At 69.1% G+C, this 14,625-nt stretch carries 12 protein-coding genes; 10 read left to right on the forward strand and 2 right to left on the reverse strand.

What is annotated here, in order from left to right; all coding sequences use genetic code 11:
* The first annotated feature begins 199 nt into the window (after positions 1-199).
* From AWC02_RS22555 to egtE, 7 genes are all read left to right on the forward strand, one after another.
* Complete coding sequence (locus AWC02_RS22555; protein WP_085128686.1) at positions 200-1,648, forward strand: catalase; 1,449 nt, start codon at positions 200-202, stop codon at positions 1,646-1,648.
* A gap of 22 nt (positions 1,649-1,670) precedes the next feature.
* Positions 1,671-2,303, forward strand: coding sequence for a sensor domain-containing protein (locus AWC02_RS10295; protein ID WP_419179238.1), 633 nt, complete (start codon positions 1,671-1,673; stop codon positions 2,301-2,303).
* 63 nt (positions 2,304-2,366) lie between these two features.
* Entirely contained in the window at positions 2,367-3,653 is a 1,287-nt protein-coding gene (gene egtA, locus AWC02_RS10300) for an ergothioneine biosynthesis glutamate--cysteine ligase EgtA (protein ID WP_085128688.1), read from the forward strand.
* Positions 3,650-4,930, forward strand: coding sequence for an ergothioneine biosynthesis protein EgtB (gene egtB, locus AWC02_RS10305; RefSeq protein ID WP_085128689.1), 1,281 nt, complete (start codon positions 3,650-3,652; stop codon positions 4,928-4,930). The genes egtA and egtB overlap by 4 nt, the downstream gene beginning before the upstream one ends.
* Complete coding sequence (gene egtC, locus AWC02_RS10310) at positions 4,930-5,622, forward strand: ergothioneine biosynthesis protein EgtC (RefSeq protein WP_085128690.1); 693 nt, start codon at positions 4,930-4,932, stop codon at positions 5,620-5,622. The genes egtB and egtC overlap by 1 nt, the downstream gene beginning before the upstream one ends.
* Entirely contained in the window at positions 5,619-6,584 is a 966-nt protein-coding gene (gene egtD, locus AWC02_RS10315) for an L-histidine N(alpha)-methyltransferase (protein ID WP_085128691.1), read from the forward strand. Before egtC ends, egtD begins: the two co-directional genes overlap by 4 nt.
* On the forward strand, positions 6,581-7,663 hold the full coding sequence (gene egtE, locus AWC02_RS10320) for an ergothioneine biosynthesis PLP-dependent enzyme EgtE (RefSeq protein WP_085128692.1): 1,083 nt from the start codon (positions 6,581-6,583) through the stop codon (positions 7,661-7,663). The genes egtD and egtE overlap by 4 nt, the downstream gene beginning before the upstream one ends.
* A gap of 17 nt (positions 7,664-7,680) precedes the next feature.
* On the opposite strand, the gene AWC02_RS22155 is transcribed toward egtE, so the two are convergent.
* On the reverse strand, positions 7,681-10,143 hold the full coding sequence (locus AWC02_RS22155) for a DUF7159 family protein (RefSeq protein ID WP_085128693.1): 2,463 nt from the start codon (positions 10,141-10,143) through the stop codon (positions 7,681-7,683).
* A gap of 300 nt (positions 10,144-10,443) precedes the next feature.
* Between AWC02_RS22155 and glpK the strand changes: the two genes are divergently transcribed.
* Entirely contained in the window at positions 10,444-11,961 is a 1,518-nt protein-coding gene (gene glpK, locus AWC02_RS10330) for a glycerol kinase GlpK (RefSeq protein ID WP_085128694.1), read from the forward strand.
* Positions 11,962-12,693: an HNH endonuclease family protein gene (locus AWC02_RS10335; protein ID WP_085128695.1), complete on the forward strand. Its 732-nt coding sequence runs from the start codon at positions 11,962-11,964 to the stop codon at positions 12,691-12,693.
* Positions 12,694-12,733: 40 nt separating this feature from the next.
* On the opposite strand, the gene AWC02_RS10340 is transcribed toward AWC02_RS10335, so the two are convergent.
* Positions 12,734-13,564, reverse strand: a complete 831-nt coding sequence (locus AWC02_RS10340; RefSeq protein ID WP_085128696.1) for an RDD family protein — start codon at positions 13,562-13,564, stop codon at positions 12,734-12,736.
* 59 nt (positions 13,565-13,623) lie between these two features.
* Between AWC02_RS10340 and AWC02_RS10345 the strand changes: the two genes are divergently transcribed.
* Positions 13,624-14,616, forward strand: coding sequence for a stage II sporulation protein M (locus AWC02_RS10345; protein WP_085128697.1), 993 nt, complete (start codon positions 13,624-13,626; stop codon positions 14,614-14,616).
* Positions 14,617-14,625: the final 9 nt, after the last annotated feature.

A 14,625-nucleotide genomic window follows, 5' to 3' on the forward strand; every position in this document is an offset into this window, starting at 1 on the left:
CACCGTACTAGCACACCGCACGATGCAGTATCGACCGTTCGGTCGACAGCGAAGCCGTCCGTCCCGCCGCATCGCTGATCGGCCACGGCACGCGGTCGCGCCGGCAGCCGGCCGGCCGAAAAAGGAAATAAGCACGCTCGTCAGGTTTTAGTCACACGCTTTGCGTCAACAGCTCTTGAACGGCAAGAGGAGACAGCAGATGACCGAGCACCACACCACCACCGATGCCGGAATTCCGGCGCCCAGCGACGACGAATCGCTGACCGTCGGCCCGGACGGGCCCATTCTGTTGCAAGACCACTATCTGATCGAGCAGATGGCGATGTTCAACCGGGAGCGGATCCCGGAACGGCAGCCGCACGCCAAGGGCGGTGGCGCGTATGGGCATTTTGAAGTCACCGCGGACGTCACCCGCTACACCAGGGCGGCGGTCTTTGCGCCCGGCGCCAGGACCGAAACCCTGACCCGGTTCTCCACCGTCGCGGGCGAGCGGGGTAGCCCCGACACCTGGCGGGACCCGCGCGGTTTCGCGACCAAGTTCTACACCACGGAGGGCAACTTCGACATGGTCGGCAACAACACGCCGATCTTTTTCCTGCGTGATCCGCTGAAGTTCCAGCACTTCATCCGTTCCCAGAAACGCCGCGCGGCCAACAATCTGCGCGACCACAACATGCAGTGGGACTTTTGGACGCTCTCACCCGAATCCGCCCACCAGGTCACCTGGTTGATGGGTGATCGCGGGATTCCGAAAAGCTGGCGCCAGATGAACGGCTACTCCAGCCATACCTACAGCTGGATCAATGCGGCCGGCGAGATCTTCTGGGTGAAATACCACTTCATCAGCGATCAGGGCGTTGAGTGTCTTACGCAGGAGGAGGCCGACCGGCTGGCCGGCGTCGACGCCGACTACCACCAGCGTGACCTCTACGACGCGATCGAGCGCGGCGAGCATCCGAGCTGGACGCTGAAGATGCAGATCATGCCGTTCGAGGAGGCGAAGACCTACCGCTACAACCCATTCGATCTCACCAAGGTCTGGCCGCACGGCGACTACCCGCTGATCGATGTCGGCAAGCTGACGCTGGACCGCAACGTCACCGACTATCACAGCGAGATCGAGCAGGCGGCGTTTCAGCCCAACAACACGGTTCCCGGAACCGGCTTGAGCCCGGACAAGATGCTGCTGGCCCGAGGTTTCTCCTACGCCGACGCCCACCGGGCCCGGATCGGGACGAACTACAGTCAATTGCCGGTCAACGCACCGAAAGTCGAGGTGCACAGCTATTCCAAGGACGGTGCCATGCGGTTCGTCAACGTGACGGACCCGGTGTACGCGCCGAACTCGATGGGCGGTCCCAAGGCCGACCCGGCCCGGGCCGCCGAAGTGCGGTGGTACTCCGACGGGGATATGGTGCGCGCCGCCTACACCCTGCGCCCCGATGACGACGATTTCAGCCAGGCTCGCACCCTGGTTCGTGACGTTCTCGACGACGATGAACGCAAGCGGTTGGCCGCCAACATCATTGGCCACGTCTCGGCGGGTGTCACCGAACCGGTGCTGTCGCGGGTGTTCGAATACTGGCATAACGTCGACCCCGATCTGGGGAGCGCGGTCGAGACCGGGGTTCGGGCCAACCTTGCTTGACGGCCGGCGGGCCACCGCAACCCTGCGGGTAGGGCTGGGCCTGGCTGCGGCGGGTGTGGTGGTCGCTCCGGTGGCCGGCGCCGGCCCCTCGGAGCCGGGCGTGGTGTCCTATGCGGTACTGCCCAGGGGGTCGGTGGGCAACATCGTCGGTGCTCCGATGACGTTCGAAGCCGTCTCGGGAGAGCCGTTCCAAGCGTTCTGGGTCGACGACCCGGCGTGCAACAACTGGGCCGATATCGGCCTGCCCGAGGTCTTCAACGACCCTGACCTGGCGTCCTTCAACAGCGCGGTCACCCAGACATCGGCCACCGATCAGGGCCATTTCGTCAAGCAGGCGGTGGGGGTGTTCGCCAGCAACGAGGCGGCCACCGGCGCCTACCACCGTGTCGTGGACCGAACCGTCGGCTGCTCGGGCCGCACCACCGCGATGCACCTGGCCAGTGGAGTCACGCAGGTCTGGACATTCGGCGGCGGACCGGCCACCGCAACCGACGCGGCCTGGACCAAGCAGGAGGCCGGCACCGACCGACGCTGTTTCAACCAGACCCGATTGCGGGCCAACGTGTTGCTGCAAGCCAAGGTCTGCCAGTCGGGCAACGCCGGCCCGGCGGTAAATGTGCTGGCCGGCGCCATGCAGAACTCTTTGGGTCAGTAAACGCCGGACAACGTGTCGGTGCACTCCGGTAGCGTCGGGAGGATCGACGGGGGAGGGGTTGAGATGGGTTTCGCCGCGGCGACGCAGTTGTCCCGCGGCGATGAACCGTGCCTGGGCGGGCCGGAACTGTCCGGTGCCGCCGACGCGGCCGACTACATCATCCAACGTTGCCTCACCGATGCCCCGCATGGCCGGGTAGGCCTGGAAATCGAGGCGCACTGCTTCGACCCGGCCAATCCGCACCGGCGCCCCGGCTGGGCCGAGATCGGTGACGTACTGCGTCACATGCCGGCGTTGCCCGGAGGCAGTGTTGTCACCGTCGAACCGGGCGGCGCCGTGGAGCTCTCCGGCCCGCCGCTGGACGGCGCCCTCGCCGCGATCGAGGCGATGACCGCCGATCAGGCGGTACTGCGGTCCACGTTCGCCGACGCCGGGCTCGGTCTGGTGCAACTGGGCGCCGACCCGCTGCGGCCAACCGAGCGGGTCAACCCGGGCGAGCGTTACGCCGCCATGGAACAGTTCTTCGCGGCCAGTCACACCGGTTCGGCAGGGGCGGCGATGATGACGTCGACGGCGTCCGTGCAAGTCAATCTGGACGCCGGCGCCCGGGCCGGCTGGGCTGACCGGGTGCGGCTGGCCCACGCGCTGGGACCGACGATGGTCGCGATCGCCGCTAATTCGCCGCTGCTCAGCGGTGTCTTCTCCGGTTGGTGCTCCACTCGGCAGCGGGTATGGAGCCGGCTGGATTCGGCTCGCTGCGGCCCGGTCCTGGCCCTTGAGGGCACCGACCCCGCCACCGACTGGGCGCGCTACGCGCTCAAGGCGCCGGTCATGCTGGTGCACACACCCGAAGCGATTCCGGTCAGCAGCTACGTGCCGTTCGCCGACTGGGCGGACGGGCGGGTTCGCCTCGGCGGCCGCCGTGCCGGCATCGAAGACCTCGACTACCACCTGACCACTCTGTTCCCGCCGGTCCGCCCGCGGGGCTGGCTGGAGATCCGTTACCTCGACAGCGTCGGCGACACACTCTGGCCGGCGCTGGTCTTCATGTTGGCCACCCTGCTCGACGACCCGGTCGCCGCCGGCAGTGCCGCCGAAGCCGTCGAACCCGTCGCGACCGCCTGGGATGTCGCCGCGCGAGTCGGCCTGGCCGACCCGCGGCTGCACACGGCCGCCGGGCACTGCGTTCGCCTGGCCGCCGAACGGGCGCCGGAGCCGCTGAGCGAGGGGATGCATCGGCTGGCTGTCATGGTCGAGCGCGGCCGCTGCCCGGCCGACGACGTCACCCAGGAAGCGGCTCAGGCCGGCGTCCCGGCGCTGGTGACCCGGTTGGCCCGCGGGCAGTCATGACCGCACGGGAAACCTTGGTCCGCGACCTGACGCGGGCGCGTGAGCGCACGCTGGCGCTCGTGGCCCTCGATGACACCGAGCTGCTGCGCCAGTACGACCCGCTGATGAGCCCGCTGGTGTGGGACCTGGCGCACATCGGCCAGCAGGAGGAGCTGTGGCTGCTGCGCGAGGGAGATCCCGCACGGCCGGGCATGCTGCCCGCGGATGTCGAGGGCCTCTACGACGCCTTCACCCACCCGCGTGTCAGTCGGGTCGACCTGCCGCTCTTGGCGCCGCAGCAGGCCCGGAAGTACTGCGCCACAGTGCGTTCCAAAGTTCTCGACAAGATCGGTGCGCTGTCCGATGAGAACGGGGACGGGTTCGTCTTGGCCATGGTGCTCAGCCACGAGCACCAGCACGACGAGACCATGCTGCAGGCGCTGAACCTGCGTGCCGGCGTGCCCGTGCTGGGCGCGGGCGGCGCAGTGCCCACCGGCCGGCCCGATCTTGCGGGCACCTCGGTGCTGGTGCCCGGCGGCGAATTCGTGCTCGGCGTCGACGCCGAGCACGAGCCCTCGTCGCTGGACAACGAGCGCCCCGCGCACCGTGTCGAGGTGGCGGCGTTCCGGATCGGACGGGTGCCGGTGACCAACCGGGAATGGCGGGCATTCATCGCCGACGGCGGCTACCGGCAACGGCACTGGTGGAGCGAGCGCGGCTGGCGCCACTGCGTAGAGGCCGGGCTGACGGCGCCGCAGTTCTGGTGTCCCGACCTGCGGTCTCGGGTACGGTTCGGTCACACCGAGGAGCTGCCAGACGACGAACCGGTCCAGCATGTCAGCTACTTCGAGGCGCAGGCGTACGCGGCATGGGCCGGCGCTCGGCTGCCCACCGAGATCGAATGGGAGAAGGCCTGTGCCTGGGATCCGGCGACCGCGACACGCCGGCGCTATCCGTGGGGCAGCGCCGAACCGTCGGCCGCACTGGCCAACCTGGGCGGGACGGCGCTGCGTCCGGCGCCGGTGGGGGCATACCCGGACGGGGCCTCAGCCTACGGAGCCCAACAACTGCTCGGCGATGTCTGGGAGTGGACCAGTTCGCCCCTGCAACCGTGGCCCGGCTTTCGCCCCATGATCTACCAGCGGTATTCCGAGCCGTTCTTCGGCGGCGACTACCGGGTTCTGCGTGGCGGATCGTGGGCGGTTGCGGGCGAGATCCTGCGGCCGAGCTTCCGCAACTGGGACCACCCCTACCGGCGGCAGATCTTCGCCGGTGTGCGACTGGCCTGGGACGCCTGATGTGCCGGCACCTGGGCTGGCTGGGACGGCCGCGAACACTGGCCGAGCTGGTCCTGCAACCGCCATGCGGGCTGCTGGTGCAGTCCTATGCGCCGCGGCGGCAGAAGCACGGCCTACTCAACGCCGACGGTTGGGGCGCGGGCTTTTTCGACGGCGCGACGCCGCGTCGCTGGCGCAGCGCGGCACCGCTGTGGGGTGACACCTCGTTCGCCTCGGTGGCCCCGGCGCTGGCCAGCCATTGCGTCGTGGCCGCGGTGCGTTCGGCCACCGTCGGCATGCCCATCGAGGCCAGTGCCACCGCACCCTTCACCGACGGCACGTGGCTGCTGTCGCACAACGGTGTGGTCGACCGCACGGCGTTACCAGGCGTCACGGCGGCGGAATCGGTCTGCGACAGTGCACTGTTGGCCGCGGCGATATTCGAACGCGGGGTCGAGTCGTTGGGTGCCGTGGTCGCCGAGGTGGGCACGTCCGACCCGCAGGCCCGACTGAACATCTTGGCCGCCAACGGCACTCGGATGCTGGCCACGACCTGGGGGGATACCTTGTCGATGTTGCGCAGTGCGGACGGCGTCGTGCTGGCCAGTGAGCCCTACGACGACGACCCCCGCTGGGTGGACATACCCGACCGGCATCTGATCGAGACTTCCGGCGGCGAGGTCCGCCTCACCGCGTTGGACACGGCCCCGTGACCGTCTCGATCGCCAATCACCTGGCTGCCGACGCGGCTCGCAGCGCGCTGCGGCAAGACGTCCGGCACGGGCTGGTGCAGATCCCGAAGTCCCTGCCGCCCAAGTGGTTCTACGACGACATGGGCAGCGAGCTGTTCGACAGGATCACCCGACTGCCCGAGTACTATCCCACCCGCGCCGAGGCGCAGATCCTGCGGACTCGTTCCGCGGAGGTCGCGGCCCTGTCCGGCGCGGACACCCTGGTGGAGCTGGGCAGCGGAACCTCGGAAAAAACCCGCATGCTGCTGGATGCGTTGCGTGACACCGGGACGCTGCAACGGTTCGTCCCGTTCGATGTGGACGCCGGCGTGCTGGAGACGGCCGGGGAGGCGATCGCCCGCGACTATCCCGGGGTGCAGGTGCACGGCGTCTGCGGCGACTTCGAACATCATCTGGCGCAGATCCCCGACGGCGGCGTAAGGCTGTTCGTATTCCTGGGTTCGACCATCGGCAACCTGACACCCGGACCACGTGCTGACTTCCTGGCGGATCTGGCGGCCGTCATGCGCGGCGGCGACGCCCTGCTGCTGGGCACCGACCTGGTCAAGGACACCGACAGGCTGTTGCGCGCCTACGACGATGCGGCCGGCGTCACCGCGGAGTTCAACCGCAACGTACTCGCGGTGGTGAACCGCGAACTGCATGCCGACTTCGATCTGGATGCCTTCGCCCATGTGGCGCGGTGGAACCGCAGCGAACAGCGCGTCGAGATGTGGCTGCGTGCCCGCAGCGCGCAGCACGTGGCCATCGGGGACTTGGACATGGCTGTCGACTTCGCCGCGGGCGAGGAGATGCTGACCGAGGTGTCCTGCAAGTTTCACCCGGACCAGGTGGCCGCGGAGCTGGCCGCCGCGGGACTGCGGCGCCGCCGGTGGTGGACCGACACCGCCGGTGATTTCGGCTTGTCACTGTCCATCAAATGAGCCTGGCCGCCACCTGGCGCGCGGCGCGCCCACCGGCCGCGGGACTGCACCTGGACAGCGCGGCCTGCTCAAGGCAGAGCTACGCAGCGCTGGATGCCGCCGCCCGCCACGCCCGTCACGAAGCCGAGGTCGGTGGCTACGTAGCTGCCGAGGCGGCCGCACCGGTGCTCGATGCCGGCCGGGCAGCCTTTGCGGCATTGACCGGCATCCCCGACGGCGCGGTGGTGTTCACCACCGGCTCGCGAAACGCGCTGGAGATACTGCTGTCCCGTTGGCCGGGCACTCATCGCACGCTGGCCTGCCTGCCCGGCGAGTACGGGCCCAATCTGGCCGTGATGGCCGCCCAGGGTTTCACCCGGCGGATGCTGCCGGTGGACCGGGCCGGCCGGCTGCTGCTCGACGAAGCGGCAGCAACCCTGGGCGCCGCCCCACCCGATCTGGTACACCTGACCCCGATCGGCAGTCACCGGGGGCTGGTTCAGCCGCTGGCTGAGATGGTCGAGATGTGCCGCGGGCTCGGCATTCCCCTGGTGGTGGATGCCGCGCAGGCGCTGGGCCAGATCGACTGTGCGGTCGGGGCGGACGCCGTCTATTCGTCGTCACGCAAGTGGCTTGCCGGTCCGCGCGGCGTCGGAGCCCTGGCGGTTCGTTCCGAGCTGGCCGAACTGGTGGCGCCGGGACCGGCGGCCGGTGACGTAAATGTGGCGGCACAGGTGGGGTTCTGCGTAGCGCTGGGGGAATACCTGACAGCCGGCCCCGCAGCGATGCGCACCGCGCTGGCCGCAGTGGGCGCCCGCAGCCGCCGCGTGCTGGCCCAGCTGCCCGACTGGCGGGTGGTCGAACCTGACGACGAACCGAGCGCCATCACCACCCTGGCCCCGCTCGGCGGCGCCGACCCGGTGGTGGTGCGTGCGCGGCTGATCGCCGAGCACGGGATCGTCACCACGGCGGCCGGCCTCGAACGCGCACCAGGCGAACTCACCGCTCCCGTGCTGCGGATCTCACCCCACATAGACGCCACCCAAACGGACCTGGAGGTGTTCGCGGCGGCGTTGGCCGGCGGCGCGGGCGCAGGCTGAGTGCCGCACCTACGGTGCTAGTGGCCGAACAGGCCGCCGCCGCGGCCGCCGAACAGCCCGCCGCCTCCGCCGCCGAACAGCCCGCCGCCGGGTTTGCCGCCGCCGAACAGCCCGCCGCCGGGTTTGCCGCCGCCGAAGATGCCGCCGGGTTTGCCGCCGCCGAAGATGCCGCCGGGCTTGCCGCCGCCGAAGATACCGCCCGGATTGCCGCCGCCCAGCTTAGGCAGGGAGGGCGCGGCCGGCGCGGGAAGCGAGGGCAGCGAAGGCGCCTGGGGTGCCGGAAGTGACGGCAGGGCCGGAAGCGCCGGGGACTTGGGCGCCGGGAGGCTGGGCAGCGCCGGCGGCTTGAACGCCGGAATGCTGGGTGCCGCCGGCATCGCCGGCGCGCTCGGCGCCGGGATCGCCGGAAGCCCCGGGAAGATCGGCGCGTTGGGTGCCAGAAGGGCCGGTAGGCCGACGGGCGGAGCCGGGTTCGGCGGCGCGATAGGCAGGTTCGGCAGCTGCAGCGGCGGGCTCGGGTTGGCCACCGGCGGGCTGGGCAGCTGGAACGGCGCCTCGGGCAGCTTGATCGGCACGTCGGGAACCGCGGCCGGCGGGTCGGGCAGCTTCACCGGCAACTCCGGCAACGTGATCGGGACGTTCGGCACGTTGGCCGGCGGGTCGGGCAATTGGATCGGGGGGTTGGGCTTGACCACGGGAAGGTCCGGCTTGATCACCGGGGGGTTGGGTTTGACCACGGGAAGGTCCGGTTTGATCACCGGGGGGTTGGGTTTGACCACGGGAAGGTCCGGCTTGATCACCGGGGGAGTGGGTTTGACCACGGGTGGGTCGGGCAGTTCGATCGGTGGGTTGGGTTTGATGACCGGCGGAATGGGTTTGACGACTGGGGGGTTGGGTTTGACCACGGGCGGGTCGGGCAGTTCGATCGGTGGGTTGGGTTTGATGACCGGCGGAATGGGCACGACGACTGGCGGGTTGGGGTTGACCACCGGAGGGTCGGGCAGCTCGATAGGGGGTTGCGGATTGACCTCCGGAGGATCGGGTCGCACCACCGGCGGGACTGGCGCCGCGGGCTTCTTCCCGGGCAACCCCCGCAGGAATGACAAGCCGGACAGGCCCGCAAGGACAGGCCGGTGCGGGGCCGGCCGCGGGAGCGGCGCCAGCAGGAACGGCAAGGGAGCTTGTACCGCCGGCGCCGCAAGCCCCACCGGCGGGTCGAACACCGGGGCCGGCACGGACGCCGGCCCCATCATTGCCTCCGCGGCAACCGCGATCGGTGCGGGCAGCCCCGGCAATGGGACGCTCGCGGGGACCGCCGCCGGCAGGTCCGGCGTCCCCGGCAGGTCCAGCGGCGCCGGGAGATCCACCGGCGGAAGCGGAATCGGGTTCGCCGGCGCCGGACCCATCACCGGAGGTGCTCCCCCGAAGGGTTCGCTGGCCGGCACCTGAAGGTTGGGTGCCCGGTGCGGAATGGTCAACGCCCGGCCCAGTTCCGGCCGCAACGCAACCAGGTTCGGGGTGATATCCAGCGTCATCGCCACCATCAGCGCCGATGCCGCCGCAAAGGTGGCCGACGCCAGCGCCGCACCGGCCACCAGCAGCGGGCGACGGGGCGGCTGATCCGCGGGCGGCAGGATTTCGGTGACGGCTTCGGCCTCCTCGTCGGGAACAGCGCTGTACGCCATGTCATCGGCGGCGAAACCGGGAATGTCGTAGTAGCTCAGGCCCAGAGCATCGGACGCGGGTTCTCGGGTGTAGGCCAGCGCCGCGGCCGAGGTAGGCGTGCCGGCACCGATCAGGCGGACTGAGGCCAGCGCCGCGCCCCGAGCCAGGGCCGCGTGGGGCTGCTCGGGCTCGCACACCTCGTGGGGAATGGTCGCCTCCAGCCGCGGCCGCAGCGCGGTCGAATCGCCCTCGGAACAGATCAGGAACAGGCCGTCCGGGCACGTCGGCGCCGCGTTCAGGCGGTCGGCAGCGGTGTCGACCGCGGCGGTGGCGTCGCCGTCGTCGAGGTGCTGGCGGAAGATCCGGGTGACGGTGCCGTCGGTGCAGTCGATCATGGCGAGGGTGGCCGCTTCCGGCTCCACGGACAACAGGCCCATCCGGTCGCAGCCGACCGTCTGGCCCAGATTGTGGGTCAGGCTCGCCGCCGCAAGCACCGGGGAGATCAGCGCAACGTTCTCCATGCCGGCGAGGGCACCACTGGAAAGCCGCGAACTCAGGGCGGCTGCGTCCAGTGCGTCAGTCGCGGTAACCCCGGTCGATACCAGGTGATGACCGGCCGCCTCGGCGGTGTCGCGGGCCTGCAGGATCGCCGCGATCAAGGCGTCGACGGCGGCGAACCGTACGGAATTCTCGGAGGGCACGTCGATGCTGAGCTCTTGCAGGGTGACGCCGTCCCCGCGTTCGCCGCAGACCAGGACGGTGTGGATGGTGGTGGGTTCGCTCGACGCAAGTGCCACACCAAGGACGACGTCCATTGATCCTCCGGATTCAGTTCTGACCTGCACGCGGGGGGTTCGCGGCGGGCTGTGCAGCGAACTCATCGGCGGCGTTGCGACACCGTTTGTTCACCAACATGACATCTACTCGCGATATCTCGAAATATGCGTCTGGGTGAATGAATAGCAACTGATGGCTTCGTGAATAAAGCCTAATTTTGTGCGCTGGTGGGCACGGCCGCCGCGATCCTGGCTCGTACCGCCACTCGAGCGGACAACCTGGGCCATGATGGACGCGGCACCGACCAGCACCGGTAGGGACAGGGACAGGAGTCAGACTTGGCCGATTTCGTCGCGTCGATCGACCAGGGCACCACCAGCACCCGCTGCATCATCTTCGACCACGACGGCGCCGAAGTGGGCCGTCACCAGCTCGAGCATGAGCAGATTCTGCCGCGTGCGGGCTGGGTGGAGCACGATCCGTTCGAACTGTGGAACCACACCGCGGCGGTGCTCGTCTCGGCGCTCAACACCACCAAGCTCCACGCGTCGGATCTGGCGGCGATGGGCATCGCCAACCAGCGCGAAACAACGGTGGTCTGGAACAAAAAGACCGGCCAGCCCTACCACAATGCGATCGTCTGGCAGGACACTCGCACCGACGGCATCGCGGCGGCACTTGAGCGCGACGGCCACGGCGAGGTGATCCGGCGCAAGGCGGGCCTGCCGCCGGCTACCTATTTCTCCGCGGGCAAGCTGCAATGGATTCTGGACAACGTCGAGGGGGTGCGCGCCGATGCCGAACGCGGCGACGCGCTGTTCGGCACCTGCGACAGCTGGGTGCTGTGGAACCTGACCGGGGGGCCGCGCGGAGGCGTGCACCAGACCGACGTCACCAACGCCAGCCGCACCATGTTGATGAACCTCGAAACGCTGGACTGGGACGACGAGCTGCTGGCGTTGTTCTCCATCCCGCGGTCGATGCTGCCGCGCATCACGGCGTCATCGACGCGGCGTCGGCACCCTGTCACCGCCAGCACCGGTCCGATACGTGGCGAAGTACCGATCGCCGGGATTCTCGGCGATCAGCAGAGCGCCATGGTCGGTCAGGTGTGCCTGTCGGCGGGCGAGGCCAAGAACACCTACGGGACCGGAAACTTCCTGCTGCTCAACACCGGTGAGCAGATCGTCCGCTCCGACAACGGCCTGCTGACCACGGTCTGCTACCAGTTCGGCGACGCCAAGCCCGTTTACGCGCTCGAGGGGTCGATCGCTGTCACCGGATCCGCGGTGCAATGGCTGCGCGACCAGTTGGGGATCATCAGCGGTGCCACGCAGGTCGAGACACTGGCGCGCCAGGTGGCCGACAACGGCGGAATGTACTTCGTGCCGGCGTTCTCCGGACTGTTCGCGCCGTACTGGCGGTCCGATGCGCGCGGCGCGATCGTCGGGCTGTCCCGGTTCAACACCAACGCGCACCTTGCCCGGGCCACCCTGGAGGCCATCTGCTACCAGAGCCGGGACGTGGCTGAGGCGATGGAAGCCGACTCCGGTGTGCACCTTGGCGTTTTGAAGGTCGACGGCGGTATCACCGCCAATGCCCTGTGCATGCAGATTCAGGCCGATGTGCTCGGCGTCGACGTGGTCAAGCCGGTGGTGCCAGAAACCACCGCACTGGGTGCGGCCTATGCCGCCGGACTCGGCGTCGGGTTCTGGAAGGGGCCTGAGGACCTTCGTGCCAATTGGCGCGAAGACAAGCGCTGGACGCCGAACTGGTCGGACGAGCAGCGCGCCGAGGGTTACGCCGGATGGCGAAAGGCTGTGCAGCGCACGCTGGATTGGGTCGAGCTTCCCTGAATGGCCGCACCCAGGCGGTGGGTGCCCGCCGCGCTGGTTGCGCTGGTCGTGGCGGCGGCGCTCGGCTGGGCGTGGTACCAGCGCGAGGGGACGGCAGGGGGCTGGCAGCCACCGGGCCCCGGGTCCTCAGGTGTTTCGCCTGCGCCGAGCGTGACACCCGACCCGGGCTACGACGACGCTCGTCGGATGCTTCAAACGCTCCCGGTCAAGGCATGGGATCGGCAGCAGGACTTCAAGCGCTACCGGTTCGGTGAGCGGTGGAGCGACGATGTCGACGTCGAGCTCGGCCACAACGGCTGTAACACCCGCGACGATATCCTGCGCCGCGATCTGGCTCGGATCGAACTGCGGCGGGGCACCTGCCTGGTGCAGAGCGGCATCCTGCATGACCCGTACTCCGGGGAGACCATCGCATTCGTCCGTGGCCCGGAGACATCCCAGACTGTGCAGGTCGACCATCTGGTGTCGCTGGCCGACGCCTGGTACAAAGGGGCGCGGTCCTGGGACGACCGGCGCCGCCGCGATTTCGCCAACGACCCGCGAAACCTGCTCGCCGTCAGCGCACAGGCGAACTTCGACAAGGCGTTTCGCGACGCGGCCGGCTGGCTGCCGACGAACACCGCGTTCCGATGCGAATTCGTGGCGCGCCAGGTCGCGGTCAAAACGGTTTACCGACTGTGGGTTTCATCCAACGAAAAGGCCGCGATGGAACAGGTGCTGCACCGCTGTTGATGCATTGACCGGTCGCACTGACGGATCGCGGCAATCGCCGTCAGTTCGGGGGAAAGAATCCGCCGACGTTCGGTGGCGGCCAGGGTGCCCGCGGCCCCGGAAAATACGGGCCGGACGACACGGCCTGCAGCCGCGTCAGCTCGCGTCGATGCCGCTCGGCCAACACCGCGGCCAGCACCAGCTCCGGCGGGGCGTCCGGGGGCGGCGGCGGAGAGATGTGCGCGAGCACCTCCCCGGAGATCCGGTAGGCCATCATCTGCCGGGTATGCGGGTCCAGTTGTGCCGCGCGACCCAGGAACTGCCTTGCCAGCTCCGCGGATTCGGCACGAAGTCCCGACAATTGCAGGGTCGAGGCCCACCAGGCCAGCCCGGGCGGCATAACCGGCGGCGGCGCCGACGCCGGAGCGCGTTCGCTGACGACCACCGTACCGGCGAAGATGTCGCCCAGGCGCTTTCCGCGTGGCGACAGCAGGCTGCAGACCACCGCGGGACTGCCGGTGAGAGCCCAGATTTCGATGACCGCAGCCAGCGCCCGCACGAGTGCCTGCCGAAAGCGTTCCGGGCTGCCGTCATCGGAAACCACCCGCAGTCCCATCGCCATCTTGCCCAGCGAGCGCCCCCGGGTGACCGTCTCCATCGTGACCGGGTAACCGACCAGGAGCAAGACGGCGAAGATGATCATGATCGCGGTGGTCAGCGCATCATCGAACCGGCCAAGGGTGCTGGCCCACAGGACGATCGCGCAGACGTACCCCACCAGCACCACACCGATGTCGATCACCGCGCTGACCGCGCGTACCGGCAGCTGCGCAATCGCGATGTCGAGCACGACCGCGTCGCCGGTCACCAGCTCAGGGCTGCGATACGACATAGCCTTGACGCTACTCGCGAACCGGTGCCGTCGGCGTGCCCGCCGCTAGGCTCGGCAATGTGGATGTCGACGCGTTCGTGCTGACCCATCGACCGACCTGGGAGCGGCTGGAAACGCTGGTCAAGCGTCGGCGGCGGCTCACCGGTGCCGAGGTGGACGAACTGGTCGACCTCTACCAGCGGGTGTCGACCCACCTGTCGGTGGTGCGGGCATCGTCGCCGGATGCGGCGCTCATCGGCCGGCTCTCCAGCCTGGTGGCGCGGTCGCGGGGCGCGGTCACCGGTGCCCACGCCCCCCTGGCCTCGGAATTGGCCCGCTTCGTCACGGTCTCGTTTCCAGTGGTGGCCTACCGGGCGTGGCGATGGTGGCTGGCAACCGCGGTGGCGTTTCTCACGGTCTCAGCGCTCATAGCCTGCTGGGTGGCCGGCAATCCCGATGTCCAGGCGTTGATCGGTACGCCCGCCGAGATCGATCGCTTGGTTAGCCACGATTTCGCCGCCTACTACAGCGATCACCCGGCGGCGTCGTTTGCCCTGCAGGTCTGGGTGAACAACGCCTGGGTGGCTGCACGTGCCATCGCCTTCTCGGTTCTCCTGGGCCTGCCGATCCCGGTGATGCTGTTCGCCAACGCCGCCAACGTCGGGGTTGCTCTGGGGCTGATGTTCCACGCGGGCCGCGGCGGTTTCATGCTGGGTCTGCTCGCCCCGCATGGTCTGTTGGAGCTGACAGCGGTGTTCCTCGCCGGGGCGGTGGGGATGCGCCTGGGCTGGACGGTGATCGCCCCGGGCGATCGGCCCCGCGGCCAGGTGCTCGCCGAACAGGGCCGGGCGGTGGTGGCGGTCGCCGCCGGCTTGGTGGTGGTTTTCGCCGTGGCCGGGTTCCTCGAGGCCGTGGTGACCCCGTCGCCCTTGCCGACGTGGATGCGGATCGGCATCGGTGTGCTGGTAGAAGCGGGGTTCCTGGCATACGTGGTGGTGTTCGGGCGCAGGGCGGTGGCCGCCGGCGAGTCGGGCGACATCGCCGACGCGCCCGATATCGTCCCCACCCGCTGACTTGGATGG

It is taken from the genome of Mycolicibacter engbaekii (genome assembly GCF_002101585.1).
Classification (GTDB): Bacteria; Actinomycetota; Actinomycetes; order Mycobacteriales; family Mycobacteriaceae; genus Mycobacterium; species Mycobacterium engbaekii.

Bases quoted from the DNA above. Each gene is read 5' to 3' on its own strand.
- AWC02_RS22555 (WP_085128686.1), top strand. From the start codon at position 200: ATGACCGAGCACCACACCACCACCGATGCCGGAATTCCGGCGCCCAGC.
- egtA (WP_085128688.1), top strand. From the start codon at position 2,367: ATGGGTTTCGCCGCGGCGACGCAGTTGTCCCGCGGCGATGAACCGTGC.
- egtB (WP_085128689.1), top strand. From the start codon at position 3,650: ATGACCGCACGGGAAACCTTGGTCCGCGACCTGACGCGGGCGCGTGAG.
- egtC (WP_085128690.1), top strand. From the start codon at position 4,930: ATGTGCCGGCACCTGGGCTGGCTGGGACGGCCGCGAACACTGGCCGAG.
- egtE (WP_085128692.1), top strand. From the start codon at position 6,581: ATGAGCCTGGCCGCCACCTGGCGCGCGGCGCGCCCACCGGCCGCGGGA.
- AWC02_RS22155 (WP_085128693.1), bottom strand. From the start codon at position 10,143: ATGGACGTCGTCCTTGGTGTGGCACTTGCGTCGAGCGAACCCACCACC.
- AWC02_RS10335 (WP_085128695.1), top strand. From the start codon at position 11,962: ATGGCCGCACCCAGGCGGTGGGTGCCCGCCGCGCTGGTTGCGCTGGTC.
- AWC02_RS10340 (WP_085128696.1), bottom strand. From the start codon at position 13,564: ATGTCGTATCGCAGCCCTGAGCTGGTGACCGGCGACGCGGTCGTGCTC.